Origin of the sequence: Streptomyces sp. HmicA12 (genome assembly GCF_000373565.1) — a bacterium.
GTDB lineage: Bacteria > Actinomycetota > Actinomycetes > Streptomycetales > Streptomycetaceae > Streptomyces.
In genome coordinates this window covers 31,844-57,893 of the sequence record NZ_KB891807.1, presented here as the reverse complement: position 1 = coordinate 57,893, position 26,050 = coordinate 31,844, and the positions used below count along the sequence as shown (strand labels likewise).

At 70.3% G+C, this 26,050-nt stretch carries 26 protein-coding genes; 8 read left to right on the top strand and 18 right to left on the bottom strand.

Going from position 1 to position 26,050, the window contains the following annotated elements; translation table 11 throughout:
- Positions 1-48: 48 nt before the first annotated feature.
- The gene (locus tag B072_RS0116555) at positions 49-453 is read left to right on the top strand and encodes a winged helix-turn-helix transcriptional regulator (protein WP_018531072.1); all 405 of its coding nucleotides are present in this window, start codon (positions 49-51) and stop codon (positions 451-453) included.
- Here B072_RS0116555 and mutM read toward each other — a convergent pair.
- From mutM to B072_RS0116515, 9 genes are all read right to left on the bottom strand, one after another.
- Complete coding sequence (gene mutM, locus B072_RS0116550; protein WP_018531071.1) at positions 426-1,286, bottom strand: bifunctional DNA-formamidopyrimidine glycosylase/DNA-(apurinic or apyrimidinic site) lyase; 861 nt, start codon at positions 1,284-1,286, stop codon at positions 426-428. The genes B072_RS0116555 and mutM overlap by 28 nt on opposite strands.
- A gap of 187 nt (positions 1,287-1,473) precedes the next feature.
- On the bottom strand, positions 1,474-2,280 hold the full coding sequence (gene rnc / locus B072_RS0116545; RefSeq protein ID WP_199791047.1) for a ribonuclease III: 807 nt from the start codon (positions 2,278-2,280) through the stop codon (positions 1,474-1,476).
- Between the two features lie 7 nt (positions 2,281-2,287).
- On the bottom strand, positions 2,288-2,461 hold the full coding sequence (gene rpmF / locus B072_RS43330; protein WP_030361955.1) for a 50S ribosomal protein L32: 174 nt from the start codon (positions 2,459-2,461) through the stop codon (positions 2,288-2,290).
- Positions 2,462-2,463: 2 nt separating this feature from the next.
- Entirely contained in the window at positions 2,464-3,030 is a 567-nt protein-coding gene (locus tag B072_RS0116540; RefSeq protein WP_018531069.1) for a YceD family protein, read from the bottom strand.
- A 247-nt stretch (positions 3,031-3,277) separates the two neighbouring features.
- The gene (locus B072_RS0116535; protein WP_018531068.1) at positions 3,278-4,381 is read right to left on the bottom strand and encodes an ATP synthase F0 subunit B; all 1,104 of its coding nucleotides are present in this window, start codon (positions 4,379-4,381) and stop codon (positions 3,278-3,280) included.
- Between the two features lie 91 nt (positions 4,382-4,472).
- The gene (gene coaD / locus B072_RS0116530) at positions 4,473-4,952 is read right to left on the bottom strand and encodes a pantetheine-phosphate adenylyltransferase (RefSeq protein WP_199791046.1); all 480 of its coding nucleotides are present in this window, start codon (positions 4,950-4,952) and stop codon (positions 4,473-4,475) included.
- A gap of 26 nt (positions 4,953-4,978) precedes the next feature.
- The gene (gene rsmD, locus B072_RS0116525; RefSeq protein WP_018531066.1) at positions 4,979-5,575 is read right to left on the bottom strand and encodes a 16S rRNA (guanine(966)-N(2))-methyltransferase RsmD; all 597 of its coding nucleotides are present in this window, start codon (positions 5,573-5,575) and stop codon (positions 4,979-4,981) included.
- A 183-nt stretch (positions 5,576-5,758) separates the two neighbouring features.
- Positions 5,759-7,957 (bottom strand): ATP-dependent DNA helicase RecG, encoded by a 2,199-nt coding sequence (recG, locus tag B072_RS0116520; RefSeq protein WP_018531065.1) that lies wholly within the window; start codon positions 7,955-7,957, stop codon positions 5,759-5,761.
- Between the two features lie 133 nt (positions 7,958-8,090).
- Positions 8,091-9,767, bottom strand: a complete 1,677-nt coding sequence (locus B072_RS0116515) for a DAK2 domain-containing protein (protein WP_063746448.1) — start codon at positions 9,765-9,767, stop codon at positions 8,091-8,093.
- A 278-nt stretch (positions 9,768-10,045) separates the two neighbouring features.
- On the opposite strand from B072_RS0116515, the gene rpmB reads away from it, so the two are divergent.
- The 3 genes from rpmB (at position 10,046) to B072_RS0116500 (ending at position 14,994) form a co-directional block, all read left to right on the top strand.
- A complete protein-coding gene (gene rpmB / locus B072_RS0116510) occupies positions 10,046-10,231 on the top strand; it encodes a 50S ribosomal protein L28 (RefSeq protein WP_003957616.1) in 186 nt (61 codons plus the stop codon).
- Positions 10,232-10,400: 169 nt separating this feature from the next.
- On the top strand, positions 10,401-13,415 hold the full coding sequence (locus B072_RS0116505) for a BTAD domain-containing putative transcriptional regulator (RefSeq protein ID WP_018531063.1): 3,015 nt from the start codon (positions 10,401-10,403) through the stop codon (positions 13,413-13,415).
- Between the two features lie 124 nt (positions 13,416-13,539).
- Entirely contained in the window at positions 13,540-14,994 is a 1,455-nt protein-coding gene (locus tag B072_RS0116500) for an FAD-dependent monooxygenase (RefSeq protein ID WP_018531062.1), read from the top strand.
- Here the strand turns inward: B072_RS0116500 and thiD are convergent.
- Both thiD and B072_RS43320 read right to left on the bottom strand, forming a co-directional pair.
- Positions 14,940-15,881 (bottom strand): bifunctional hydroxymethylpyrimidine kinase/phosphomethylpyrimidine kinase, encoded by a 942-nt coding sequence (thiD, locus tag B072_RS43325; RefSeq protein ID WP_043244108.1) that lies wholly within the window; start codon positions 15,879-15,881, stop codon positions 14,940-14,942. The two genes, B072_RS0116500 and thiD, sit on opposite strands and share 55 nt — an antisense overlap.
- On the bottom strand, positions 15,878-16,870 hold the full coding sequence (locus B072_RS43320; protein WP_018531060.1) for a thiamine-phosphate kinase: 993 nt from the start codon (positions 16,868-16,870) through the stop codon (positions 15,878-15,880). The genes thiD and B072_RS43320 overlap by 4 nt, the downstream gene beginning before the upstream one ends.
- Positions 16,871-17,333: 463 nt before the next feature.
- Here B072_RS43320 and B072_RS0116485 point away from each other — a divergent pair, with 463 nt between their 5' ends.
- Together B072_RS0116485 and B072_RS0116480 are read left to right on the top strand one after the other, a co-directional pair.
- A complete protein-coding gene (locus B072_RS0116485) occupies positions 17,334-17,567 on the top strand; it encodes an Lrp/AsnC family transcriptional regulator (protein ID WP_016642988.1) in 234 nt (77 codons plus the stop codon).
- A gap of 20 nt (positions 17,568-17,587) precedes the next feature.
- Positions 17,588-18,091, top strand: a complete 504-nt coding sequence (locus B072_RS0116480; RefSeq protein ID WP_026245912.1) for a DUF3515 domain-containing protein — start codon at positions 17,588-17,590, stop codon at positions 18,089-18,091.
- A gap of 50 nt (positions 18,092-18,141) precedes the next feature.
- Here B072_RS0116480 and B072_RS0116475 read toward each other — a convergent pair whose 3' ends face one another.
- The 3 genes from B072_RS0116475 to B072_RS0116465 form a co-directional block, all read right to left on the bottom strand.
- A complete protein-coding gene (locus tag B072_RS0116475) occupies positions 18,142-19,344 on the bottom strand; it encodes a D-alanine--D-alanine ligase family protein (RefSeq protein WP_026245911.1) in 1,203 nt (400 codons plus the stop codon).
- A gap of 93 nt (positions 19,345-19,437) precedes the next feature.
- Positions 19,438-20,388, bottom strand: a complete 951-nt coding sequence (locus tag B072_RS0116470; protein WP_051127206.1) for an NAD(P)H-dependent glycerol-3-phosphate dehydrogenase — start codon at positions 20,386-20,388, stop codon at positions 19,438-19,440.
- Positions 20,389-20,447: 59 nt separating this feature from the next.
- Complete coding sequence (locus B072_RS0116465; RefSeq protein ID WP_018531056.1) at positions 20,448-21,254, bottom strand: lysophospholipid acyltransferase family protein; 807 nt, start codon at positions 21,252-21,254, stop codon at positions 20,448-20,450.
- Between the two features lie 185 nt (positions 21,255-21,439).
- Between B072_RS0116465 and cofC the strand changes: the two genes are divergently transcribed.
- Both cofC and B072_RS0116455 read left to right on the top strand, forming a co-directional pair.
- Entirely contained in the window at positions 21,440-22,075 is a 636-nt protein-coding gene (gene cofC, locus B072_RS0116460) for a 2-phospho-L-lactate guanylyltransferase (protein WP_026245910.1), read from the top strand.
- A 143-nt stretch (positions 22,076-22,218) separates the two neighbouring features.
- Positions 22,219-22,440: a hypothetical protein gene (locus tag B072_RS0116455; RefSeq protein WP_018531054.1), complete on the top strand. Its 222-nt coding sequence runs from the start codon at positions 22,219-22,221 to the stop codon at positions 22,438-22,440.
- Positions 22,441-22,559: 119 nt separating this feature from the next.
- On the opposite strand, the gene B072_RS0116450 is transcribed toward B072_RS0116455, so the two are convergent.
- The 4 genes from B072_RS0116450 to leuC all read right to left on the bottom strand — a co-directional run bounded on the left by B072_RS0116450 (position 22,560) and on the right by leuC (position 26,000).
- On the bottom strand, positions 22,560-23,234 hold the full coding sequence (locus tag B072_RS0116450; protein WP_018531053.1) for an HU family DNA-binding protein: 675 nt from the start codon (positions 23,232-23,234) through the stop codon (positions 22,560-22,562).
- 132 nt (positions 23,235-23,366) lie between these two features.
- Entirely contained in the window at positions 23,367-23,606 is a 240-nt protein-coding gene (locus B072_RS0116445; protein WP_018531052.1) for a hypothetical protein, read from the bottom strand.
- Between the two features lie 360 nt (positions 23,607-23,966).
- Entirely contained in the window at positions 23,967-24,560 is a 594-nt protein-coding gene (gene leuD, locus B072_RS0116440; protein ID WP_018531051.1) for a 3-isopropylmalate dehydratase small subunit, read from the bottom strand.
- Positions 24,561-24,566: 6 nt separating this feature from the next.
- Entirely contained in the window at positions 24,567-26,000 is a 1,434-nt protein-coding gene (gene leuC, locus B072_RS0116435; protein ID WP_018531050.1) for a 3-isopropylmalate dehydratase large subunit, read from the bottom strand.
- Positions 26,001-26,050: the final 50 nt, after the last annotated feature.

Genomic DNA, 26,050 nt, shown 5'->3' with positions numbered 1-26,050 from the left:
GGTTAGCGCAATCCTTCGGGATGCGCTGTGCGGGAGTACGCTGAACCCATGCCCCTCACCGACGACGTCACGGACAGCGCGGACGACAGCGCCTACGACGTGTTCGCCAAGGCCTGCCCGTCGCGCGGCACCCTGGAGCACGTGACGGGCCGCTGGGGCGCACTCACGCTCGGGGCGCTGCACGAGGGCTCGTTCCGGTTCAACGAGTTGCGGCGCCGGGTCGACGGCGTCAGCGAGAAGATGCTCTCCCAGACACTGCAAGCGCTGGAGCGCGACGGCCTGGTGCACCGCGAGGCCCAGCCCACGAACCCGCCGCGCGTCGACTACGAGCTCACCCCGCTGGGCCGGGACGTGGCCGACCGCCTGCTGACCCTCATCCACTTCGTGGAGGGCCGCATGGACGACGTACTGGTGGCGCGCGAGCGTTACGACGACGCGCGCGGCGGCCGCTGACAGCGCGGACAGAAGTAGCTGGACCGGTTCATCCACGGGCGGCGCCGCATCGGGGTGGCGCACCGTCGGCAGGGTTCGTCCTCGCGTCCGTACGCGTCGAGGGACCGGTCGAAATACCCCGACTCACCGTTCACATTGACGTAGAGCGAATCGAAGCTGGTCCCGCCGACCGCGAGCGCCGCGTTCATCACATCCCTCACGTGGCCGAGGAGTTCGGCCGTGCGCGGGCGCGTGAACGTGGCGGTGGGACGCTCGTAGTGCAGCCTCGCGCGCCAAAGTGCCTCGTCGGCATAGATGTTGCCGACACCGCTGATGAGCGACTGGTCGAGCAGGGCGCGCTTGATGGTGGTGCGCTTGCGGCGCAGCGCGTCGTGGAAGGCGGCGTCGTCGAAGAGCGGGTCGAGCGGATCGCGGGCGATGTGCGCGATGACGTCCGGCAGACCGTCCGGTGTGGTGTCGTGCAACGACAGCCCACCGAAGGTGCGTTGGTCCACGAAGCGCAGTTCGGTACCGAGGTCGTCGTCGAACCGCACGCGGATGCGCAGATGCTTCTCGTCGGGAGCGTCGTGCGGCTGCACGAGCAGCTGACCGCTCATGCCGAGATGCGCGAGGACCGCCGTGTGCGTGGTGTCGAGAGGGATCCAGAGGTACTTGCCGCGCCGGCTCGGTTCACCGACCCGCTGCCCCTTGAGCCGGTGGGCGAAGTCGTCCCCACCCGCGATGTGCCGCCGCACGGCACGCGGATGCAGCACCTCGGCCTCGGCCACGGTCCGCCGCGCCACCCACCGCGCGAGCCCCCGCCGCACCACTTCGACTTCGGGCAGCTCGGGCACGGGTTCCTCCAGATCTTTTTGGCTGGGGGCGAGAGTATCGCGCCCCGAAGGGGCGCGGGGCTGTACCGATTTGCGGCTCCACCGCGTGGGCGCGAGAAGCCCCACCGGCCCGCGGACGACAACGACAAAAACGCCCGCCCCCACCGGCGGAAACCGGTGAAGACGGGCGCTCCAGGAAACGGAAGAACTACGCCCCGGGGGCGCTGTCGGCGCCCGCCCCCTCGGCCGCGGCGGCCTTGGCCCGCTCATCCGCGGCAGCGCGAATCGCCCGCCAGGCGGACTCCGCGGCCTGCTGCTCCGCTTCCTTCTTGCTGCGGCCGGTGCCGGTGCCGTACGAGACGCCTCCGACGCGGGCGGCAGCAGTGAAGGTCTTCTCGTGATCGGGACCGGTCTCGGAGACCAGGTACTCGGGAACGCCGAGCCCCTCGGTCGCCGTGAGCTCCTGGAGACTGGTCTTCCAGTCCAGGCCGGCACCCAGATTCGAGGACTTCTCGATCAGCGGGTCGAAGAGCCGGTGCACCAGCTCGCCCGCCGCATCCAGACCTTGGTCCAGATAGACAGCGCCGATCACCGCTTCAAGGGTGTCGGCGAGGATGGACGCCTTGTCCCGGCCGCCTGTGCCCTCTTCGCCCCGGCCGAGCCGGATGAAGGAACCCAGGTCGAGCCCGCGACTGACCTCCGCAAGCGCACGCGAATTGACCACCGCGGCCCGCAACTTGGCCAGCTGGCCCTCGGGCAGGTCGGGGTGGGTTCGGTAGAGGGTGTCGGTGACGACCAGACCGAGCACCGAGTCCCCGAGGAACTCGAGCCGTTCATTGGTCGGCAGGCCACCGTTCTCGTACGCGTACGAGCGATGCGTCAGCGCACGCACCAGAAGGGCGGACTCGAGTTTGTACCCGAGCCGCCCTTCCAGAAGCGTGTGGGACGAGGCTGTGGTGTCCGCCTTTTTCTTGGCGTCATCCGCCGATTTTTGGCTAGCCACTGTGCCTCTCACCAGCCGCTCAGACCTCGAGGACCTGGCGCTTGTTGTAGGTGCCACAAGCGGGGCACGCGATGTGCTGCAGCTTGGGCTCCTGGCAACGCTCACACGAAACCAGGGTGGGGACCGCAGCCTTCCACTGCGACCGGCGGTGGCGCGTGTTGCTGCGCGACATCTTCCGCTTCGGAACAGCCACGGCTACTTCTCCTGCTTCTCGTCGACGCCCGCTTCGGCGCCGCTCATCTCGTCCTTCTCGCCGTCCTGGATGGTGCCAGCGAGTCCCTGCAATGCCGCCCAACGGATGTCGACGGCGTCATGGTGGTGGCCAGGCTCGTCCGAAAGCCGCACTCCGCACTCGGAGCACAGACCCTCGCAGTCTTCCTGGCACACCGGCTGCATCGGCAGTGCGAGCACCACCGCATCACGCAGCACAGGCTCGAGGTCGAACAGACCGTCCTCGAGATAGAGCCTGTCCTCGTCTTCCTCGGCGTCGTCGGCCGGCTCCGCTTTCACGCGGCCCCGGTCGTCGGCGTCAGGGTACGAGAACATCTCCTGGAAGTCCGCGTCGACCTCGTGGTCGAGCGGCTCCAGACACCTTACGCACTCCCCCTTGGCCGATGCACGGGCGGTGCCTGTGACAAGCACCCCTTCCATGACCGACTCCAGACGGAGCTCGAGCTCCACCGGGGCGCCTTCCGGCACCGCGATGACTCCCTGGATGCCCAAGTCCTTGGGAGCGTCGATCGTGCGGGACAGCCGCTGCATGGCACCAGGACGCCGACCCAGCTCGTGTGTGTCGAACACGAGGGGGTTGCGGTGGTCGAGGTGGGTGTTCAGGGCTGGTCCTGCTTTCGTTCTACGAAGCTCATGAGGAAGCTCGGGGCTGCTGCTCCGATATTCCGGGCAGCTCGGAAGGCACGTGTACGCGCGACCGAAGAGCCAGGATACTGGACCTTTCGCTCACGGCCCAATCCGGTCCCGGCCACCCTCGAACAGCCGGGACCAGCAGGGCTCAGCGGCCCTGGTCGTACTGCCGCTCGTACTCCCGCACCTGATCCATGCTGATCATGCTGGTGTCGAAGAGGCTGGTCTCGTCCAGCGCACCGGCGTCCTGAGGCTGCTGCTGGTCCTGCTGGTCCTGCTGGTAGCCGTACTGGTACTGGGCCTGCTGCTGGGCCGCGTAGGGGTCCTGCTGCTGGTACCCGTACGGATCCTGCTGCTGGTACGCCGCGTACGGGTCCTGCTGACCGTACGGCTGTTGCTGGTATGCCGCGTAGGGATCCTGCTGCGGCATCTCCTGCGCGTACGCGGGCTGCTGGGCCGGGATCTGCGGGGCCTGCTGGGCCTGCGGCTCCTGGGTGACGGCGGCCTGGCCTGCCCCACCGTCGAGGTTGCCGATCTCGGCGAGGCCCGCGAGGTAGTCGGCGTCACTGGTGTGCGCCTGGGCGCCGCCCTCGCCGTCCGTGTGCAGCGCGCCCAGGTCGTCGGAGGCGATGCGGCCGTGCAGCTTCTGGCGCCCCTTGCCGACGGCCTCCAGGGTCTTGGCGAGCACCGCCTCGAAGGCGCCGAGCTTGACGTCCACGTAGGCGTCGGCGTCGCGGCGCAACGTCTCGGGATCGTGGCTGCGCTCGGGAGCGTCCTCGTCCTCGTAACCCTGCTCGTCGATGCCGGGACCGGTGCCGAGCAGCTTCTCGCGGCCGCGGCCGACCGAGCCGAGGGTCTTGGTGAGGACGACCTCGAAGTTGGCGAGTTTCGAGTCGACGTAGTCGTCGGCCTCGGCGCGCACCTCCTCGGCCTCCTGGCGGGCCTCCGCGAGGATCCGGTCCGCCTCGTTCTGCGAACGACGGGCGATCTCGGTGTCGGAGATCAGGGAGCCGCGCTCGGCGTGCGCGGTCTCGATGATCCGATCGGCCTCGGCGCGGGCCTGCTCCACCATCTGCTCGCGGCCGCCGATGAGCTCCTGGGCCTGGGCCAGGGAGCCGGGGAGCGCCTGGCGCACCTCTTCGAGCATCGAGAGAAGGTCGGCGCGGTTGACCACGCACGAGGCCGACATGGGCATGGATCGGGCGTTGCCGACCGCGGCGACGATCTCGTCGAGCTTCTTCTGCACGTCCACCGTGTGCTCGCCACTCTCTCGTCTTGTCACCGGGATGACAGGGGGTTTGGAGACGGACGGGACGACTGTATGCCCAACTGGTGGGTGGGTGTCACTTCTTGGGCAGGCGCTCGGTCAACGCCTCGTGCACCAGCGGCGGGACCAGGTGCGACACGTCACCGCCCCAGGCCGCGACCTCCTTGACGAGCGAGGAGGACAGGAAGCTGTAGGTGGGGTTGGTGGGGACGAAGAGGGTCTCCACACCCGAGAGGCCGTTGTTCATCTGGGCCATCTGCAGCTCGTAGTCGAAGTCGCTGACGGCGCGCAGGCCCTTCACGATCGCGGGGATGTCGCGCTGCTTGCAGAAGTCGACGAGGAGGCCGTGGAACGACTCCACCTCCACGTTGCCGAATTCGGCGGTGACTTCGCGGATCAGCTCGATCCGCTCGTCGACGGTGAACAGTCCTTGCTTGGACTGGTTGATCATCACCGCGACGTGCACGACGTCGTACAGCTTGGAGGCTCGGGCGATGATGTCGAGGTGTCCGTTGGTGATGGGGTCGAACGACCCCGGACAGACTGCGCGGCGCACGGGAAGTCCCTCGCTCTCCGGTCCGGTCATCGTGCGTCGTCGCACGTGAGGGTGGTGTTCAAGGCGGCGCGACCGTACCAAAACGTGCCCTCGCCGTAGCGCCGGGACCTCAGTCCCTCGAACCCGTCCGGCCAGTGGAACTCGCCGCCTCTGGTGCTGCGTTCAACGGTGACGAGCGCGTCGTCCGCGAGCCAGCCCTCGGTACGGAGTGTGAGCAGAATCTCCTGAAGATCGTCGTCCGAGACCGCGTACGGGGGGTCGAGAAAGACCAGGTCATAGGGGGTGGCCGGAGGCGGGCCCGCGATGATTTGTTCCGCTTTTCCGGTACGTGCCTCTGCTCCCGGCAGGCCGACGGCCTTGATGTTCTCGCGGATCGTGCGGGCGGCCCGGGCGTCGGCCTCGACGAGCAGAGCGTGCGCCGAGCCGCGGGAGAGCGCCTCGAGGCCGACGGCTCCCGAGCCCGCGTAGAGGTCGGCGACTCGGGTGCCGTCCAGGGTGCCGAGCAGGGCCTGCCAGGTGGAGAAGAGGCCCTCGCGCGCCCGGTCGGAGGTGGGGCGGGTGCCATTGCCCGGCGGCACGGCCAGGCGGCGTCCGCCGGCGCGCCCGGCGATCACGCGGGTCATCTCGGTTCCCGGTCCTTGTCCGTCGTCGTGGTGCTGATCGGTCGGGGCCAGTCTCTCAGGGCGGCGGCGCGGGGCGCTTGTCGGGCGGCTCCGCCCCAGCCTTCAGGGCCTCGGGCAATCCGCCGCCGGGGCGGCAGGGTGGCAAGGCGGCACCCCGGCGCGGGGCGAGCGGTCGACGAGGGGTCACCCCTTGTCGAGGTACTGCTCCCGCTCCGCGTCCAGCAGCGCGTCCAGGGCCGTGCGCAACCCCGGCAACCGCTCGAGCTCCGGATCGGCGGCGACCACCCTGGTCGCCTCCTCCCGCGCCTCGGCGATGATCTCCTCGTCCTCGATGACGGTGAGCATCCGCAGCGACGACCGCACTCCGGACTGCGCCTGCCCCAGGACATCGCCCTCCCTACGCTGCTCCAGGTCGATCCGGGACAGCTCGAACCCGTCGAGCGTGGAGGCGACGGCGCCGAGCCGGGCACGCGCGGGGCTCGCCTCGGGCATCTCGCTCACCAGGAGGCACAGCCCCGCCGCCGAGCCACGACCGACGCGGCCGCGCAGCTGGTGGAGCTGGGAGACGCCGAACCGGTCGGCGTCCATGATCACCATCGCTGTGGCGTTCGGCACGTTCACCCCGACCTCGATGACGGTCGTCGCGACCAGGACATCGGTCTCGCCCGCGGCGAAGCGCCGCATCACCGCGTCCTTGTCGTCCGGATGCATCCGCCCGTGCAGGATTTCGACCTTGAGACCCTGGAGCGGCCCGCGCGCCAGCTCCTCCGCGATGTCCAGGACGGCGAGCGGCGGACGCTTCTCGGCCTCGTCCTCCGCGGACTTCTTCTTCTTGGGTTTCTCGTCCTCGTCGTCACCGATGCGCGGGCAGACGACGTACGCCTGATGGCCATTGCCCACCTCTTCTCTTACGCGCTCCCAGGCGCGGGCCAGGAAGTGGGGTTTGTCGGCGGCGGGCACGACATGGCTGGCGATCGGCGAGCGACCGGCCGGAAGCTGGTCGAGCACCGATGTCTCCAGGTCGCCGAAGACCGTCATGGCGACCGTGCGCGGGATCGGCGTCGCGGTCATGACCAGCAGGTGCGGAGGCTGCTTGCCCTTGGAGCGCAGGGCGTCGCGCTGCTCGACACCGAACCGGTGCTGCTCATCGACGACGACCAGGCCCAGGTCGTGGAACTGCACCTTGTCCTCGATCAGCGCGTGCGTGCCGATGACGAGGCCGGCCTCCCCGGTGACGAGGTCGAGCAGTGCCTTCTTGCGCGCGGCGGTGCCCATGGAGCCGGTGAGCAGCACCACCTTGGTGGAGTGCTCGGAGCCGCCGAGCATGCCGCCCTCGGCCAGCTCGCCCATCATCTCGGTGATCGAGCGGTGGTGCTGCTGGGCGAGGACCTCGGTGGGCGCGAGCATGGCGGCCTGACCGCCCGCGTCGACGACGGCGAGCATGGCGCGCAGAGCGACCATCGTCTTGCCGGAACCGACCTCGCCCTGGAGCAGCCGGTGCATCGGATGCTCGGTGGCCAGGTCGTCGAAGATCTCCTTGGAGACCTTCTGCTGGCCGTCGGTGAGGGTGAACGGCAGCTTCGCGTCGAAGGCCGTGAGAATGCCGTCGGGCTTCGGCACGCGCGCGACGGCGGTCAGCTGGGTGTCCGCGAACCGGCGCCTGGCGAGGGCGACTTGGAGGACGAACGCCTCGTCCCACTTCAGGCGGGCCCGGGCGTCCTCGATGTCCGCCTTCGTGTGCGGCCGGTGGATCTTGAGCAGCGCCTCGGGGAGCGGGACCAGGCCGCGCCCCTCGCGCAGCGACTCGGGCAGCGGGTCGACGGCCTCCTGGGCACTGGGCAGCACCACGTCGACGGAGGTGGAGATCTTCCAGGACTCCAGCTTGGCGGTGGCCGGGTAGATCGGCAGGAGCGCTCCGGCCCAGGCGCCGACGGCCGCGGCGGCGTCCTCGGTGGAGTCGGCGTGCAGCAACTGATAGGCGGGGTGAGCCAGTTGCATCTTCCGGTTGAACACCGAGACCTTGCCGGCGAACATCGCACGCGTGCCCGGCAGCAGGTCCTTGTGCGGCTTGTGGATGCCCTTGCCGAAGAAGACGAGCTGGATCTGGCCGCTGCCGTCGGTGATGGTGACTTCGAGGCGCTGCCCCCTGCCGTTGTTGAACTTCAGCACGCGGGCGGTCGCCACCTGGGCGACGACCGTGACGTGCTCGTCCAGCGGCAGCTCCGCGAGGCGCGTGAGCTCGCCCCGCTCCGCGTATCTGCGCGGATAGTGGTGGAGCAGGTCACCGACGGTGTGCAGGTCCAGGTGCTCGGCCATCACCTTCGCGGTGGGGGGACCGAGCACTTTCTTCAGCGGTTCTTCGAGCGCGGGCACGAGATCCATTGCACACCACCCCACTGACAATCCTGAGCAGGTCCCCGGAAACCGCAGGTCGGATGCCCTGAAAACCGCTGGTCAGTCGCGGCGTCACAGCCCTGGCCCGCCCTGCTGAGCCCAGGCCCCTCCGCTCTGCCGCCTACTCGACCCCGATCAGCAACAACGCCGACTGCCGCCCACCCCGGTACACCACGGTGTCCACGGCCAGATGAGCCTCGCGGACGTGCCGCTCGAGCCCGTCCGCGAGCTCGTCGGGCACGTCGTCGCCGAGGACGAGCGTGACGAGTTCCCCGCCCGCCGCGAGCATCCGGTCGAGCACCGTACGGGCGGTCGTCGGAACCGCGCTGCCGATGACGGCCACGTCGCCGTCGATGAGTCCGAGGACGTCACCGGCCTGGCAGATGCCGGCCATGGTCCACGACTGCCGCTCGGCGACGGCCAGTTCGGCGTAGCGGGTGGCGCCAGCGGCCGAGGTCATCGCGACGACGTCCTCGTCGAAGCGCCGGTCGGGCTCGTGCACGGCGAGCGCGGCGAGGCCCTGGACCGCTGACCGGGTGGGGATCAGCGCGACCCGTACGCCCTCGGAACGGGCCTGCTCGGCCGCGGCGGCCGCGGTGTGCCGCAGTTCGGCGTCGTTCGGCAACAGCACCACCTCGCGTGCGTGCGCGCGCCTGATCGCGTCGACGAGCTCGCCGCTGGCGGGCGGCTCACCGGGCCGGTCGGGCACGGTCGTCGCCCCCGCCTCCGCGTACAGGCCCGCGAGCCCGTCACCCGGCACGACCGCCACCACGGCTCGCTGCGCGCGCTCACGGGGCGGCGCGAAGGCGCGGCCGGCATGTACGTCACCGAGCCCGAAGTGCGTGATGCGGATGCGGTACGGCCGCCCGGCCTCGACGCCCGCCTCCACGGCCGCGCCCGCGTCGTCGACGTGCACGTGGACGTTCCACAGCCCGTCGCCGCCGACGACGACCAGGGAGTCGCCCAGGGCATCGAGCCGGGTCCGCAGCCGGGCCACGGCCGCGTCGTCGGCTTCCAGGAGATAGATGACTTCGAAGGCGGGCCCCGCGGCCCCGTGCTCATCGGGGCATCCCAGAGCCGCGTCGGCGGAAACGGCGTCCACGCGTGCGTGCCCGCCTGCCGACTCCCGGCGTACGGGCACGGCGTCCCCGGAGACGGCTTGGCTCAGCGCGCCCAGAACGGCGACGAGACCTCGCCCGCCGGCGTCCACGACCCCGGCGCTGCCGAGGACCGCGAGCTGCCCCGGTGTCGCGTCGAGCGCCGCGCACGCTCCTTCATAGGCGGCCCGCGCCACGGACCCGCAGTCGCCGTCGACTCCGGATGCGGCGTCCGCGGCCGCCGTCGCGACCGTGAGGACAGTGCCCTCGACGGGGTGGGCGACCGCCTCACGTGCGGACTCGGCGGCCCTGCTCAGGGCGAGCCGCAGCGACTGCGCGTCGACGAAACCGTCGTGATCCGCGTCACTGGCGTGCCCGTCGGCGAGCACCTGGGCCATGCCTCGGAGGAGCTGGGCGAGGATCGTCCCCGAGTTCCCGCGGGCGCCGATGAGGGCTCCGTGCGCCATGGCGCGCATCACATCGGGCAGCGCGGGCACGGCGGGCTCGAGCCCGGCGAAGACGGCCTCGACGGCCTGATGGGCGGACTCCACCGTCAGGTACAGGTTGGTGCCGGTGTCCCCGTCCGCCACGGGATACACGTTGATCGCGTCGATCTCCGCGCGCTCCCGGCCGAGCGCCTCCAGGGCGAGTGAGCACCAGGCGCGCACCGCGGCCACGTCTACGTGTCGCACCTGCGGCACCTGCGCCTCCTTTGAGCAGCGGACTGGCACGCAGAGTAGACCCCGCCTCAGCGCCGTCCGGGAAGAGGGCCTGGTCGGAGGCCCGGGACCAAGGGCCCGGGACAGCGGTCCGGCCAACCATGGTAGTTTCGTTGTACCGAAGCAGCCGTTGTATGCTGCTCCGGTTGCCCGATATCCATCGGGCCATCCCCCTGGCACCGCCACTCAGATCCCTTTCGATCTCGATCCCGGCATGCCGGGATTAACCGTAAGTGCATCTGAAGTCTTTGGAGTGACCCGTGGCTGCCAACTGCGACGTCTGCGGCAAGGGGCCGGGCTTCGGCAACAACATTTCGCACTCGCACCGCCGTACGTCTCGTCGCTGGAACCCCAACATCCAGCGTGTGCGTGCCGTGGTCGGTCGGACGCCGAAGCGGCTCAACGTCTGCACCTCGTGCATCAAGGCCGGCAAGGTCTCGCGCTGACGTAACGCGTAGCGCGGCCACCTCGCTGGTTGCTTGAAGAAGCCGGTCCCCTCGGGGACCGGCTTCTTCGTTTTCCCGGTCGGGATGCCTCCTCGCTCGGGATGCGCGGTCCCGTGCAAGATCCACGGACCGACTCACGACTGTCAGTGGCTGCTGCCAGACTCTGCGCATGCGGTTCGGCATCCTCGGCCCTCTCGACGTGCGGGCCCCTGACGACAGCCCCCTGGACCCCGGGGGGCCACGGCCGCGCGCCCTGCTGACCCTGCTGCTCCTGGACGCGGGCCGGACCGTCTCGGCGGAGCGCCTGATCGACGGCCTGTACGGCGAGGATCCACCGGCCGGGGCGACGAACGCGCTGCAGTCTCAGATGTCACGGCTGCGCAAGCGCCTGGCCCTGGAGATCGAGGCGGGTCCCGCCGGATACCGCCTGGTCGTGGACCCGGACTCGGTGGACCTGCACCGCTTCGAGCGCCTCGCGCGTGAGGGCAGGCAGGCGCTGACCACGGGGGACCCCGCACGTGCGGCGGCTCTGCTGCGCGAGGGCCTGGACCTGTGGCGCGGCCCGGCCCCCGCCGACCTGCCGCGCCTGGACGAGGTGCGGCTCGGCGCCGTGCAGGACCGGATCGAGGCGGACCTCACACTGGGCGAAGGCGCCGACCTGGTCGCCGAGGTGCGGGAGCTGCTGGCGCGGCATCCGCTCAGCGAGCGTCTGTACGGCCTGTTGATGCGCACGCTGCACAGGGCGGGCCGCTCCGCGGAGGCACTGCAGGTCTACGAGGAGGCACGGCGCACGCTGGCCGACGAGCTGGGCGCCGACCCGTCCGCGGAACTGTCGGCACTGCACCTGGAGCTGCTGCAGGGGCAGCGGCCCGAGCGGCAGCGCGGGGTGCCCGCGCAGCTGACCCGGTTCGTGGGGCGGGCCGACGAGCTGGGCAGGATCGACGAGCTCCTCGCCGGGGCACGGCTGGTGACGCTGACCGGGCCGGGCGGTGCCGGCAAGACCCGGCTCGCCGTCGAAGCGGCCCGTTCGCGCGAGGACGTCTGTTACGTGGAGTTGGCACCCCTCGCCGAGGGGGCGCGGATCCCCTACACGGTCCTCACCGCGCTCGGTGTGCGTGAAGGGCTGCGCGGCCCACAGGGTGAGGACGCCACGGACCGTCTCGTGGCCGCGCTGGAGGGCCGCGAACTGCTGCTCGTGCTCGACAACTGTGAGCACGTGGTCGAGGACGCGGCCAAGGTGGCGGGCCTTCTGCTCGGTACCTGCCCGGAGCTGCGGATTCTCGCGACGAGCCGGGAGGGGCTCGGCATCACCGGCGAGGTGCTGTGCCCGGTGCCACCGCTCGCGGCGGGACCCGCGGCCCAGTTGTTCCGGGACCGGGCGGCAGCGGTGCGCCCGGAGTTCGCGGCGCAGGAGCACGCGCGCGTGGCCGCGATCGACGACATCTGCGCCGCCTTGGACGGGTTGCCCCTCGCGATCGAGCTGGCCGCGGCCCGACTGCGCACGCTCACGGTGGAGGAACTGGCGGAGCGGCTCGGTGACCGGTTCCGGGTCCTGTCCCGCGGGGACCGCACGAAGGCGCCGCGGCACCGCACTCTGCGGGCCGTCGTGGAATGGAGCTGGGGACTGCTCGACGAGGAGGAGCGGGACCTGGCGTGCCGGCTGACGGTGTTCACGAGCAGCGGCCTGGCCGGGGGCGCGACGCTGGACGCCGTGGAGCGGGTCTGCGGCATCCCCTACCCGGAGGACCTCCTCGCCTCACTCGCCGAGAAGTCGTTCCTGGAGGCGTCCGAGGGCCGCTATCGGATGCTGGAGACGATCCGCGCCTTCTGCGCCGAGCAGCTCACGGACGATGTCCTCGCGCGACTGCGGGACGCGCACGCCGCGTACTTCCTAGGGCTCGCCGAAGAAGCCGAGCCCCTGCTGCGCGGACAGGACCAACTCCCCTGGTTGGCACGCCTGTCCAGCGAGCAGGGCAATCTGGACGCGGCCCTGCGCCACTTCGTCCACGCGGCTCCTCATGACGGGCTGCGTCTCATGGCGGCCCTGTCGTGGTTCTGGCGGTTGCACGGCCTGGCCGGCGAGCGGGTGGCGCTGGCCCGCGAGCTGGTCGACGCGGTGGGTCCCGAGCCGCCGCGCGGCCTGGAGGAGGAGTACGCGCTGTGCGGGCTCAACTCCGTGATGTCCTTGGCGGGGCACGACGACGAGGCACGGCTCGCGCGCGCGGACCGCGTACTGGCCACGATCGACCGACAGTTGAGACTGCCGTTCACGGTCATCCTGTGGACCCTCGCGGTCGGTCCTGAGCGGTCGCAGGACGAGCGGGTGCGCGCCCAGGTCGGGGACGATCCGTGGGGCCGGGCGCTGCTCGGCATCGGACTCGGCTTCCAGGAGCAGTTCGCGGGGCGCCCCGCCGCGTCCGAAGCACTGTTCGCGCAGGCCCTGCGGGGTTTCCGGGAGACCGGTGACCGTTGGGGCATGGCCAACTCCCTGGACCAGCTCGGGATGTTCGCGGACTGGCGCGGTGAGCGCGTGCGCGCGCTGGAGCTGATCGACGAAGCGCTCGTCCACGCTGGGGAGCTGGGGGCGCCGGAGGAGACGGCCGACCTGCTGTGCCGACGCGGCACCGTCCTGCTGCGCGGCGCTCGGTACGAGGAGGCTGCCGCCGACTTCGCGCGGGCCGGCGAGCTCGCGCGGGCCGCGGGCGCGCCCGAGAAGGTGGCGGGTGCCCACTGGGGCATGGGCGACGCGGCCCGTCTGGCAGGTGACCGGGTCCGGGCACGGGAGCACTACGAGACGGCGCTGGAGACGAACGCGCGGTCCTGGTACAGCGTGGGCCAGACGGTGCACGTCTTCCTCGGTCTGGGCCGCATCGCCCTCGCCGAGGGCCGCGTGGAGGAGGCCGACGACTGGTTCCGGCAGGCCCGCACCCTGTCGATCGACGGCACGGCACAGGGAATCGAACTCGCGGTGATCGCCGAGGCGTTGGCGTCCCGGGCGGAAGGTCCCGAGCAGGCCGCCACGCTCCTCGGTGCCGCGGCGGCCCTGCGCGGCCGGCTGATCGTCGACGACCCGGACGTGACACCGCTCGAGGTGCGGATCCGCCGGATGCTGGCACCCGAGGTGTTCAAGAAGGCCTTCGAACTGGGCGGGCGCCTGCGCGAAACCGCTGTCAGGGAGCCGTGATGCCACGGCGGCACACGGCCCGCACCGGCACGGTAGGCCGTCGGCGCATCGCGGTCAGCGCCCGGTAAGCCGTGGTCAGCAGGTGGTCAGCGATCGGTAAGCGCCCGGCCGCAAGCTCACTGCCATGACGAAGCAGACGCACACGACCGACGCCCACGCAGCCGAGACGAACACCACCGGCGGCCGCACAGCCGGGCCGAGCACCACGGCCACCGGCCCGCTGCCGACAGACACCACCGCCCCGCTGTCGGCCGAGGCCACCGACCACCAGCCCACGACCGGCCTCGGCACCTCACCCACAACCGCCACCGCCACCGCCACCAGCCCCGAGCCCACCCCGGCCGACACCCTCGCCCACCTCGATGTCCTGGTCGCCGGAGCCAGCATCGCCGGACCCGCGATCGCCTTCTGGCTCTCCCGCCAGGGCGCCCGCGTCACGGTCGTCGAGAAGGCCCCGGCCCTGCGCGAGGGCGGGTTCGCGGTGGACTTCCGCGGCCATGTCCACCGCACCGTCCTGACCCGCATGGGCATCTGGGACGACCTGCACAGGATCCAGACGGACATGGGCCGCCAGACCATCGTGAACGCGGACGACACCGACCGCGTGGACCTGCCCGCGTATCTGATGAGCGGCGACGTCGAGGTCTTCCGCGGCGACCTCTCCCAGCTTCTGTACGAGCGCACCAAGGACACGGTGCAGTACGTCTTCGGCAACTCGATCACCTCGCTCACCGAGACCGCCACGGGTGTCGACGTCACCTTCGACCACGGCGCACCCCGCACGTTCGACCTCGTCGTCGGCGCGGACGGCCTGCACTCGCACACCCGCGGCCTCGTCTTCGGCGACGAGTCGCAGTACCTGCGCTTCTTCGGCTACTACGTCGCCGGGTTCGACATGCCCAACCATCTGGGCCTGGACCGGACAGCACGCCTGTACACCGAGCCCGGCCGCACCGCGATGATCAGCAACTACGACGGCGACCCCGACCGGGCCGGCGCGGGCATCGTCTTCGAGTCGGAGCAGCTCACGTACGACCGCAAGGACACCGCACAGCAGAAGAAGATCGTCGCCGACAAGCTGCGCGGCATGGACTGGCCGCACGTGGAGCAGATGCTCGCCGCGCTCGACGACGCCGACGACCTGTACTTCGACGCGATCGCCCAGATCCACGTGGACCGGCTCTCCAAGGGCCGCGTGGTCCTGCTCGGCGACGCGGGGTACGGCGCGACCATGGGCGGCATAGGCACGGGCACCGCGCTGGTGTCGGCGTACGTCCTGGCGGGCGAGCTGGCGGCGGCCCGGGGTGACCACCGCACCGCGTTCGCCGCCTTCGAGGCGGAGATCACGAAGTACGCGAAGGGCTGCCAGAAGATATCCGGGAACGCGGGGTCGTTCTTCGCCCCGCCGACCGAGAAGAAGATCCGCAGCCGCGACCGGGCCTACCGGATGCTCAGCTCGCGCTTCCTGGCGGGGTTCTTCAAGCGCCTCACCGAGAAGGCGGCGAGCAATCTGGAGCTGAAGGCCTACGGCCTGGCCGGGGAATCGGCGCCCTCCGCCGGCCTGAACCGCCAGCCGTGATCCACCGGGCCGATGCCGCCGCCCAGGGCGAACCCGGCGGCGATCGCCCCGGTCACGTACTCCTTGGCCGAGCGCACGGCCTCGGGCACCGACTGCCCCTTCGCCAGCTGGGCGGCGATCGCGGAGGCGAGGGTGCAGCCCGTGCCGTGCGTGTGGCGGTTGTCGAAGCGCGGAGCACGCAGCCAGTGCTCCTCGGACCCGTCCGTGAGCAGATCCACGGCCTCCGCAGAACCGGCCCCTGAACCACCGGAGGATCCATGACCACTGTCGACGGCCCCATGGCCGCCACCGGAGAGCGCATCCCCACTGCCGGAGCACCCCGCACCGCTCCCGGACCCCAGGTGTCCGCCCTTGATGACGACCCAGCGCGGCCCGAACGCGAGCATGGCCGCAGCGGCCCGGCGCATCCCCGCCTCCGACTCGACCTGGACGCCGGTGAGTTGAGCGACCTCGTCGAGGTTCGGGGTGGCCACGGTGGCGGTCGGCAGCAGTTTCGTGCGGACGGCGTCCAGGGCCGAGGTGGCGAGCAGCGCGTCGCCGTGCTTGGACACTCCGACCGGGTCGACCACGACCGGGGCGTCGGTCCCGGCGAGCAACTCGGCGACGCATTCGACGAGTTCGGGCGAAGCGAGCATCCCCGTCTTGACCGCCTGTACGCCGATGTCGTCGACGACGCTGCGGTACTGCGCGCGCACCGACTCCACCGGGAGTTCCCAAGCTCCTTGCACCCCAAGGGAGTTCTGGGCGGTTACGGCCGTGATGACGCTCATGCCGTGGGTGCCGAGGGCCAGCATGGTCTTCAGGTCGGCCTGGATCCCCGCACCGCCCCCGGAGTCGGACCCGGCGACGGTCAGCACCCGGACGGGGCGGGAAACAGCGGCGCTCACGACTCGATCTCCCCACCGAAGCCGTCGGAGGATCCGTCCCCGAAGTGGTCCCAGCCGCCCTTGCTCGTCCACGACGCTCCGTCGACGGTGACCTGGGGCAGTGCCGACGGGTTGAGCACCTCGCCGATCACCTTCCAGCGGGCCGGCAGCTTCACGTCCGCCGGGAAGGTGGCCACGATCGCGTGGTCCTCTCCCCCGCTCAGCACCCACTGCAGCGGGTCGACGCCGACGGCCTGGCCGATGTCGTTCATCTGCGAAGGCACGTCCACCTTCCCGGACTTGATGTCGATGCGGACCTTGCTGGCCTCGGCGATGTGGCCGAGGTCGGCGATGAGTCCGTCGCTCACGTCACACATGGCGGTGGCGCCGAGTCCTGCCGCCGCGGGGCCCGCGTCGTACGGGGGCTCGGGCCTGCGGTGGGCCTCCACGAAAGCGCGCGGCGAGCGGAACCCCCGGGAGAGCACGGCGTACCCGGCCGCGGACCAGCCGAGCCAGCCCGTGACGGCGACGACGTCTCCGGGTTGCGCGCCGGCGCGGGTCACCGGGTCGTGGTTGCGCAGATCGCCGAGGGCGGTGATGGCGATGGTGATCGTGTCACCGCGCACCACATCGCCCCCGACCACGGCGGCGCCGGCGACCTGGCACTCGTCGCGCAGCCCGTCCATCAGCTCGGAGGGCCAGGATGCGGGCAGTTCGGCGGGGACCACGAGGCCGAGCAGCAGCGCGGTGGGGACGGCGCCCATGGCGGCGATATCGGCCAGGTTCTGCGCGGCGGCCTTGCGGCCGACGTCGTACGCCGTGGACCAGTCGCGCCTGAAGTGCCGGTTCTCCAGCAGGACGTCCGTGCTGGCGACGACCCTGCGGTCCGGCGCCGCGACCACGGCGGCGTCGTCGCCGGGGCCGATCCGTACGGCCGGGGTGGTGGTGAGCCGGGAGGTCAGCTCTCTGATGAGGCCGAACTCCCCCAGTTCGCCGACGGTGCCCTTCATGCGCGTACTGCCCTTTCTGTACCGACCGGTTCCCGATCGCGGACCATCCCTACGTCCCCCGTGCCCTCAACGCCCTCAAGGATCGCCCCTGCCGCCGTCCGCGCGCCCGGCTCCTGGACGCGGCCCCTCACTGTCCGCGTCCACGCGCGGTCGCGGACCGTCCTCCTCCTGGGTACCGTTTCTGTCACGGGCTTGCCCGCGGGCGTACCCACGGCACCACCGACGACGGCGCCCGCAGTCGCATCCACGGTCACGCCCTCAGACCCTCGCACGAGCACGCCCTCCGCTTCCCTTCGCTTCCCTCGTGGAACCGCCCCGACGATCCGCTGTGACGCCTCGCGCCCCGGGCCCGTGCCCGGCGAGTGCGCCACAGCCACCCCGGGTCTCCCCGCGACGAGCGGCGACGCGATACCGTGGCGTCCCTTCTCCCCCACATGATCCTCGTGGCCGCCCTGGAGGTTCCGTGGTACAGGCGTACATCCTGATCCAGACCGAAGTAGGCAAGGCGTCGACAGTCGCCGAGCTGATCGGGAAGATTCCAGGTGTCATACAGGCCGAGGATGTCACCGGTCCCTATGACGTGATCGTGCGTGCACAGGCAGACACCGTCGACGAACTGGGTCGCATGGTGGTCGCCAAGGTCCAGCAAGTGGATGGCATCACGCGCACCCTGACCTGCCCGGTCGTCCACCTGTAGCCCCCGTCTACCCTGTGCCGGTGAACTCTTTCCGTCACCGGCACCGTCTCGGCCGACTCGTCATCGGGTTGCCCGCACTGTCTTTGCTGATCGCCGCCGCGGGTTGCTCTTCCACGGACGACGCGCCCGAGGCGACGGTTCCCACACCGGAGGCGTCGGTCACGAAGTTGTGCCGGGACCTGGACAAGGTGCTGCCGCGGAAGGTCGACGGACTGGAGCGCAACGATCCCGAGCCGAGTTCCGAGCTCACCGCGGCGTGGGGAAGCCCCGCGATCATACTGCGCTGCGGTGTGCCGTGGCCCGACGCGGCGGCGAAGGCGAGCAGCAATCCCGCGACCGTCGACAACGTGGAGTGGATCGTCGACGAACTCGGCGACGGCACACAGCAGATGACGACGGGAAGCCGCCGCGCCTACGTGGAGGTGACGATCCCCAAGGACCTGGTCTCCCAGGTCGGCGCGGGCCCCCTGGTCGACCTGGCCGGGCCCATCAAGAAGGCGATCCCCAAGGGGATCGCCGACTAGAACCTCTCCGAGGCGGCCCGCACCGGACCCTGGCCCTCGGGCCGGAGGTGCTACCGCAGGCCCGTGGACCGTCGCAGCGCCGCCTGCAGCAGCCGGTCCACCAGCTCCGGGTAGCTGACGCCGCTCTCCTGCCACATCCGCGGGTACATCGAGATCGGCGTGAAGCCGGGCAGCGTGTTGATCTCGTTGATCACGAACTCCCCGTCCTCCGTGAGGAAGAAGTCCGCGCGCACGATCCCCTCGCAGGACACCGCCTCGAACGCCTCGACGGCCAGCCGCCGCACCTCGGCGGTCTCCTCGTCGGTCAGCGGCGCGGGCACGATCCCGGCCGCGGAGTCGATGTACTTGGCCTCGAAGTCGTAGAAGTCGTGCGCCTGCACCGGCGGGATCTCGGCCGGGACCGACGCGCGCGGCCCGTCCTCGAACTCGAGCACGCCGCACTCGATCTCGCGCCCGACGATGCCCGCCTCGATGATGACCTTCGGGTCGTGGGCGCGCGCCGTCTCCATCGCCTCGTCGAGCCCGTCGAAGGACTCGACCTTGGTGATGCCGAACGACGAACCGGCACGCGCGGGCTTCACGAACAGCGGCCAGCCGTGCTCGCCCACGAAGTCGGCGATCCGCCGCCGCGCGCCGTCCTGGTCCCGCTCCCACTCCCGGGGGCGGACCACCACGTAAGGCCCGACCTTCAGTCCGAAGGACGTGAAGATCCGCTTCATGTACTCCTTGTCCTGGCCGACGGCCGAGGAGAGCACACCGCAGCCGACGTACGGGGTCCCGGACAGGTCCAGGAGACCCTGGATCGTGCCGTCCTCGCCGTACGGGCCGTGCAGCACCGGGAAGACGACGTCCACGTCGCCGAGCGCCTTGGGCACGGAGCCCGGCTCGGTGTAGACGACCTCGCGCGACGACGGGTCGACCGGGAGCACCACGCCGCCCTCGGACGACTCGGCGAGATCGTCGACGTCGGGCACCTGCCGGTCCGTGATCGCCATCCGCTCGGGGTCGTCCGACGTCAGCGCCCAACGCCCCTCGCGCGTGATGCCGATGGGCAGCACGTCGTACTTGGAGCGGTCGATGGCGCGCAGCACGGCGCCGGCCGTGACGACGGAGACACCGTGCTCGGAGCTGCGGCCGCCGAAGACGACGGCCACACGCGGCTTCTGCCCGTTCGACGAAGCATCCGACGAGGCCGATGACGCGTCCGACGACGCGGCGGACGCAGGGCTCTGGGGAAGGTTCTCGCTGCTCATATCGCGTTGAGCGTACCTGCTGGTAGTACGAGAGTCAGTGCCCGCAGAGCACCGGTCGTGCCGTCGTCCCCCGGGCGGTCCCGCGGCCGTCGCTCAGCGTCGCTCGGCCTTGGCGGAGCGCGACATGAGCTCCTTCACGGCGACGACCGGCGGCTTGCCCTCGTGGACGATCGCGACGACGGTCTCCGTGATCGGCATGTCGACTCCGTGGCGGCGCGCCAGTTCCAGCACGGACTCGCAGGACTTGACGCCCTCGGCGGTCTGCTTGGTGACCGCGATGGTCTCCTCGAGGGTCATGCCCTTGCCGAGGTTCGTGCCGAAGGTGTGGTTGCGGGACAGCGGCGAGGAGCAGGTGGCCACCAGGTCGCCGAGCCCGGCGAGCCCGGAGAAGGTCAGCGGGTCCGCGCCCATGGCGAGTCCGAGGCGCATCGTCTCCGCGAGCCCGCGCGTGATGAGCGAGCCCTTCGTGTTGTCGCCGAGCCCCATGCCGTCGGCGATGCCGACGGCGAGCCCGATGACGTTCTTGACCGCGCCGCCGAGTTCGCAGCCGACCACGTCGATCTCCGTGTACGGCCTGAAGTACGGGGTGTGGCAGGCGACTTGGAGCCGGCGGGCCACTGTCTCGTCGCGGCAGGCGACGACCGCGGCGGCCGGCTGCCGCGCGGCGATCTCGCGCGCGAGGTTGGGTCCGGTGACGACCGCGATGCGGTTCTCGCCGACCTTCGTGACGTCCTCGATGACCTCGCTCATCCGCATCGCCGAACCGAGCTCGACGCCCTTCATCAGGGAGACGAGAACCGTGTCGGGAGCGAGCAGCGGCGTCCAGTCGGCGAGGTTGGCGCGCAGCGTCTGCGACGGCACGGCGAGCACCGTGAAGTCGGCGTCCGCGGCGGCCTCGGCGGCGTCGGTCGTGGCGCGCAGACCGGCCGGGAGCTCCACGCCGGGCAGGTAATCCGGGTTCGTACGCGTGGAGTTGACGGCTTCGGCGAGCTCGGCACGGCGGCCCCACAGCGTGACGTCGCAGCCCGCGTCCGCGAGCACCATGCCGAACGCCGTGCCCCACGAACCGGTCCCGAACACAGCGGCCTTCACGGGTCGGGTCGTCACTTGGCGCTCTCCTCGGTGGTACTGCCGGACGTCGAACTCCCGTTGCCCGCCTGCGACTTCGCCCTCTTGCCGTCCTGCAGCTTGCGGCGCTGCTCGATGCGCGCCTCACGCGGGTCGTACCGCTTCCGCGGGGCCGTCTCGCCCCGCAGTTCCGCCACCTCGGCCGTGATCGCGGTCATGATGACCTCGGTCACCTCCTTGAGGAGTTCCGGAGTGATTTCTTTGTCGTAGTACGCCGCGAGATCGACCGGTTCACCGGCGAGTACGTGATGCGTCTTGCGCGGGAAGAAATCCGGCTTCTTGGCATACGGCGGCAGTGCGTCGGTGGCGCCCCACTGCCCGACCGGAATCACCGGACACTTTGTCTGCAGGGCCACACGGGCGACACCCGTCTTACCGGTCATCGGCCACAGTTCGGGGTCACGCGTGAGCGTTCCTTCGGGATAGAAGGCGACGCACTCACCGCGCTCCACGGCGTCGATCGCGGCACGGAACGCACTCAGCGCGTTCGTGGACTCGCGGTAGACGGGAATCTGCCCTGTACCGCGCATCGCGGCGCCCACGAACCCCTTCCTGAAGAGGCCGTGTTTGGCGAGGAAACGCGGGACCCGTCCGGTGTTGTACTGAAAGTGCGCGTACAGGAACGGGTCCAGATGCGAATTGTGGTTGACCGCGGTGATAAATCCGCCGTCGGCAGGAATGTTCTCCATTCCGCGCCAGTCCCGCTTGAACAGAACCACCAGTGGCGGTTTGCACAGGACCGCAGCGAAGCGGTACCAGAAGCCGATTCTGCGGCGGGACACTCGGACACCTTCCTCTAGGACCTGACAGGTGGCACCTGCCGGGGCCGAACAAGTGTCGCCCCAGGCCACCGGTCTGTCGAGAACACCGTACGCCCACCCGTCTCCCACCACCGCCCCTGCAAAGAGCTTCGCGCACCTCCCCCTTCCGCCCGACGCCACCTCATGCACAGGTCACAATGGGCGGCGTGCAGTGGACCCTGGTGATACCGCTGAAACCGCTGGTGCGGGCCAAGAGCAGGCTCGCTCCCGCGGCAGGCGACGCCCTGCGGCCCGGTCTCGCCCTGGCGTTCGCCCAGGACACCGTGGCCGTCGCGACGGCCTGCGCGGCGGTCCGCGATGTGGTGGTCGTCACGGACGACGCCCGCGCCGGACGCGAACTGGCGGCGCTGGGCGCCCGGATCGTCCCCGACACCCCCCGGGCGGGCCTCAACGCCGCCCTCGCGCACGGAGCGGCCACCGTGCGCTCCCTGCGCCCGCTGACCCCCGTGGCGGCCCTGAACGCCGATCTGCCGGCCCTGCGTCCCGGGGAATTGGCGCGCGTTCTCGCATCGGCCGCCGCATTTCCCCGGGCATTTCTGCCCGATGCCGCCGGAATCGGCACAACACTCTTGTCCGCGGCCCCCGGCACGGAATTGCTCCCCGCATTCGGCACGGACTCCCGCGCCCGGCATCGCGCCTCCGGCGCCGTGGAACTCCCCCGCGACGGCGTGGACTCGGTGCGCCAGGACGTGGACACCGGCGACGACCTGCGCACCGCGCTCGCCCTGGGCGTCGGCCCGTACACGGCCGACGCCACGACGGGACTCCTCCTGGTCGACTGAGCGAGCCGACCGAGCGAGCCGACCGAGCGAGTCGACCGACTGCGCCCACCGGATACGCCCGCCGAGTACGTCGACCGATTCCGTCGACCGATTCCGTCGACCGAGTACGCCGACTGAGTACGCCGACTGAGTACGCTGCCTGCATGCAGGCCACCGCGTACACGTACGACCCCGAAACCCGTTCCGGCAGCGTCCTTCTGGATGACGGCACCCCGATGCCGTTCGACGCCGCCGCCTTCGACGCGGGCGGCCTGCGCCTGCTGCGCCCCGGCCAGCGGGTGCGCATCGAGGTCCGGGACGCGAAAGACGGGGCGGACGCCGCCGAGGCACGGCAGATCACGCTCGTGACCCTGCAGACCTTCTGAACTCCCCCACCACAGGTACCCCCGCACACACCGCGGGCCGGGCTCCCCGAGGGGAACCCGGCCCGGCGCGTGAGCAGCCTTGTGGCGTACGCCCAAGAAGGCGACCTTGGTGAAAGGTCTTACTTCTTGCGAGCGGTGGCCTTCTTGGCGGTGGTCTTGCGCGCAGTCGACTTCTTGGCGGGCGCCTTCTTGGCCGTGGCCTTCTTCGCGGGCGCGGTCTTCTTCGCCGTGGCCTTCTTGGCGGTGGTCGCCTTCTTGGCCGGAGCCGCCTTCTTGGCCGTGGTCTTCTTCGCCGTGGCCTTCTTGGCGGTCGCCGTCGCCTTCTTGGCGGTCGCCTTCTTGGCGGTCGCCGTGGCCTTCTTGGCGGTGGTCGCCTTCTTCGCCGGCGTGGCCTTCTTGGCGGCGGCCTTCTTGGCCGTCGTCTTCTTGGCCGCGGCCTTCTTGACGGTCGCCGAAGCGGTGCCGGTCAGGCTGCCCTTGGGCGCCTTCTTGACCGCGACATCGTTCTTCGGGAGCTTCTTCGAACCCGCGACGAGGTCCTTGAAGCCCTGGCCCGCACGGAAGCGCGGCACAGAGGTCTTCTTGACCCGCACGCGCTCACCCGTCTGCGGGTTGCGGGCGTAACGGGCCGGGCGGTCGACCTTCTCGAACGAACCGAAGCCGGTGACCGAGACGCGGTCGCCGGCGACCACGGAACGGACGATGGCGTCGAGTACGGCGTCGACGGCCTCAGCGGCCTGCTGACGGCCGCCGACCTTGTCGGCAATCGCTTCTACGAGCTGCGCCTTGTTCACGTCTTCCCCTTCGGAGACATTGCCGGAGCGAATCGTTTTCGACCCGGCTTTTTCGCACGTTAGGCAGATATATACCGCAAATCAAACACGAAACGGGCTAATCACCCTTGTGCCGCAACGAACTGGGCAGTCTCAGAGTTCCTCTTCAGAGCGAGAGCCCTCGTCAAACTCGTCGAGGTCCGCCATGAATCGCTCCAGACGCCTTGCCGCGGCGGCGAGATCGTGTTTGGCCGCGGCCGTAATGGCCAGCAGCTTCCGGGTCAGCGCCATCCGTACGCCCTCCGGGACTTGCAGTGCACGCACTCGGGAGTGCGCTTCTTTGAGTTGGTTCGCGACCGCCGAGTACATCTGGAGTTGGCCGTCGTGTTCCATGCACAGATTGTGCCATCTGGGGCGAGTTGTCGCCTCCGCAGGGGGTAACTCCCGCCCCACGAGGGCTTCCTGAGCCCATCCGCGACGTGCCCGCTCAGAGCGCCGCCGGAGCACGCGTACCCCAGGAACACCCTTGGTATTCAAGGGAGTTGAGAACCTCCGAAGACCACCCGTTCAGGTCAGTCGGGTCGCTCGGGAGGCGGACACAGAAGTACCCCCAACCGGTGCACGATTGGGGGTACGAGGCCTGTTGATGTGGCCTGAATAAGCCTTGCTCGGCGATGGATCTGACTCCGAGCGGACCGCGAGGGGTCGGGATCAGGTCGGGATCGGGTCGCGATCGGACCGTCTTCGTGTCGCTCAGACCTGGAGCGTCCGCGGCTTGAAGGAGGGGCGCTTCGCCTCGTAGGCGGCGATGTCCGGCTCGTTCTGCAGCGTGATGCTGATGTCGTCGAGCCCGTTGAGCAGCCGCCAGCGGGAGTTCTCATCGAGTTCGAAGGAGGCCGTGACGCCCTCGGCCCGAACTTCCCGCGCCTCGAGGTCCACCGTGATCTCGGCCTGCGGGTCACGCTCCACGAGCTCCCACAGCGCGTCCACGATCTTCTGCTCCAGAACGACCGTGAGCAGGCCGTTCTTGAGGGAGTTGCCGCGGAAGATGTCCGCGAAGCGGGAGGAGATGACGGTCTTGAAGCCGTAGTTCTGCAGGGCCCAGACGGCGTGCTCACGGGAGGAACCGGTGCCGAAGTCGGGACCGGCGACCAGCACCGTGGCACCCTCGCGCTCGGGCTTGTTGAGCACGAACTCGGAGTCCTTGCGCCAGGCCTCGAAGAGCCCGTCCTCGAATCCGTCCCGCGTCACCTTCTTGAGCCAGTGAGCAGGGATGATCTGGTCGGTGTCGACGTTGGAGCGGCGCAGCGGGACGGCCCGGCCGGTGTGGGTGGTGAATGCTTCCATGACTGATCAGACTCCAGCGGGCGTACGGTCGGCGGAGGACTCGGAGAGGTCTGCCGGGGAGGCCAGATGGCCCAGGACGGCGGTGGCGGCGGCGACCTGGGGCGAGACCAGGTGGGTGCGGCCGCCCTTGCCCTGCCGGCCCTCGAAGTTGCGGTTGGACGTGGACGCGGAGCGCTCGCCGGGAGCGAGTTGGTCCGGGTTCATGCCCAGGCACATCGAGCAGCCCGCGTACCGCCATTCGGCGCCGGCCTCCTTGAAGACCTTGTCCAGGCCCTCGGCGGCGGCCTGCAGGCCCACGCGCGCCGAGCCCGGGACGATCAGCGCCCGTACGCCGTCGGCGACTTTGCGGCCCTTGAGGATCTCGGCGACGGCGCGCAGGTCCTCCATGCGGCCGTTGGTGCAGGAGCCTACGAAGACGGTGTCGACCTTGATGTCGCGCAGCGCCTGACCGGCTTCCAACCCCATGTACTCCAGGGCCTTTTCGGCGGCGTAGCGCTCCGAAGCGTCTTCGTACGAAGCCGGGTCGGGGACGTTGGCCGAAAGCGGCGCGCCCTGCCCGGGGTTGGTGCCCCAGGTGACGAACGGCGACAGTTCCTCGGCCTTGATGAAGACCTCGGCGTCGAAGACCGCGTCGTCGTCCGACTTCAGCGTCTTCCAGTACGCGACGGCGGCGTCCCAGTCCTCGCCCTTCGGGGCGTGCTCACGGCCCTCGAGGTACGCGAACGTGGTCTCGTCCGGGGCGATCATGCCCGCGCGGGCACCGGCCTCGATGGACATGTTGCAGATGGTCATGCGGGCTTCCATCGAGAGCTGCTCGACGGCGGAGCCGCGGTACTCCAGGACGTAGCCCTGGCCGCCGCCCGTACCGATCTTGGCGATGATCGCCAGGATCAGGTCCTTGGCCGTGACGCCCTCGGGCAGATCGCCGTCGACCGTGATGGCCATGGTCTTCGGGCGGGCCATCGGCAGGGTCTGCGTGGCCAGGACGTGCTCGACCTGCGAGGTGCCGATGCCGAACGCCAGGCCGCCGAAGGCGCCGTGCGTGGAGGTGTGCGAGTCACCGCAGACGACCGTCATGCCGGGCTGGGTCAGGCCCAACTGGGGGCCGACGACGTGCACGACGCCCTGCTCGACGTCGCCCAGCGAGTGCAGGCGCACCCCGAACTCGGCGGCGTTCTTGCGCAGCGTCTCCAGCTGCACCCGCGAGACCGGGTCGGCGATCGGCTTGTCGATGTCGAGGGTCGGGGTGTTGTGATCCTCGGTGGCGATGGTGAGGTCGAGCCGCCGCACCTGGCGACCGGCGTTGCGCAGGCCGTCGAAGGCCTGCGGGCTGGTCACCTCGTGCAGCAGGTGCAGATCGATGAAGAGGAGGTCGGGCTCGCCCTCGGCGCGCCGGACGACGTGGTCGTCCCAGACCTTCTCCGCGAGTGTCCTACCCATCGCTTTCCCTCCGGCCGGCTTGTGGTGCGCCGGCCCAACTAGAGATTTCG